This is a genomic window from Methylobacterium sp. WL116, from assembly GCF_008039455.1.
Classification (GTDB): Bacteria; Pseudomonadota; Alphaproteobacteria; order Rhizobiales; family Beijerinckiaceae; genus Methylobacterium.
Map to the genome: position 1 here is coordinate 1 of NZ_VRUV01000789.1, position 1512 is coordinate 1512.

Annotated in this window: 1 protein-coding gene; it reads right to left on the minus strand. The window is 64.0% G+C overall.

Going from position 1 to position 1512, the window contains the following annotated elements; genetic code table 11:
- Positions 1-74: 74 nt before the first annotated feature.
- Positions 75-1426 (minus strand): IS3 family transposase gene (locus FV223_RS27345; RefSeq protein WP_147729836.1). Its coding sequence is split into 2 segments (ribosomal slippage): positions 75-1090 and positions 1090-1426, totalling 1353 coding nucleotides; the frame shifts between segments, so codons are not numbered across the junction.
- Positions 1427-1512: the final 86 nt, after the last annotated feature.

A 1512-nucleotide genomic window follows, 5' to 3' on the forward strand; every position in this document is an offset into this window, starting at 1 on the left:
TGTCCGTCGTCAGATGATTTGGGACATTCAGCGGTGTTCAGGAGCGGAGGCTCTGGTCCATCTGGGGTAAGAGGTTAGGCAGCCTGCGCGTGGTGGCGCAAGCGGCGATCCATCAGGGTCTGGCGCTTGATGCGTTCCCGCTCGGCCAGGATCCCTTCGCCGCGTCCGAAGTAGACGTCGGCGGGCGTGAGGTTGCTCAGGCTCTCATGGGCTCGGGCATGGTTGTAGTGTTCAACGAAGGCCGCCACCCGCGCTTCGAGTTCGCCGGGCAAGTAGGCGTGTTCGAGCAGGATGCGGTTCTTGAGCGTCTGATGCCAACGCTCGATCTTGCCCTGCGTTTGCGGATGGCATGGCGCACCGCGGATGTGGGTCATGCCCCGAATGCCGAGCCAGTCAGCCAGGTCGCTGGCGACGTAGCTCGGCCCGTTGTCGGAGAGCAGGCGTGGCGGCTGCATCACCCGCGCCTGATCGAGCCCAGCCGCCCCCAGCGCCAGGTCGAGCGTGGCGGTGACGTCGCTGGCCTGCATCGTCGTGCACAGCTTCCAGGCGACGATGTAGCGTGAGAAGTCGTCCAGGACCGTCGACAGGTAGTACCAGCCCCAGCCAACGACCTTCAGGTAGGTGAAGTCCGTCTGCCAAAGCTGGTTGGGCGCGGTGGTCTTATCGCGGAACTCGTCGGCGGCCTTGATGACGATATAGGCCGGGCTGGTGATCAGGTCCTGAGACTTGAGCAACCGGTAGACCGTCGCTTCCGAGACGAAGTAGCGGCGCTCGTCGGTGAAGCGCACCGCCAGTTCACGCGGACTGAGTTCAGGCTGCTCCAGAGCCAAGGCAACGATCTGCTCGCGGATCTCCGCAGGTAGACGGTTCCAGACCCGGCTCGGCTGCGAAGGATGGTCATTCAACGCCTCGGGGCCGCCGCGCCGGTAGGCGTCGTACCAGCGGTAGAACGTCGAGCGGGTGATGCCGAGCTTGTCCAGGGTGGCACGCACCGGCAGGTGGGATTGCTCGACCAGCCGAATGATCTCCAGCTTCTCGGGGGCCGGGTACCTCATGCCTCGTCGCCCCCAGCCTCGCTCATGCTTTTTTTAAGCAGACGGTTCTCCAGGACGAGATCAGCTACGACCTCCTTCAGCGCCCCCGCTTCGCGACGGAGATCCCGCACCTCATCGGTGGTGGCCGCACGAGACGTGTCGCCGGACAGGCGCTTCTTGCCAGCCTCCAGGAACTCCTTGGACCAGCCGTAGTACATCGAGGCGGCGATCCCCTCACGTCGGCAAAGCTCGGCTATGCTGTCCTCGCCACGCAAGCCTTCCAGCACCACGCGGATCTTCTCCTCGGACGAGAACTGCCGACGTGTGGCCCGACGGATGTCCTTGATCACCGCTTCTGCCGGCTTCTTGGCCGGTCCGGATGTCTGCTTCATCTTCGCTCCTCAGGGGCTACGATGAACCAGCCATCCTCCGTTCGTGAAGACCCTCATTCTGTCCCACAGGTGCTGACGTCGGACAG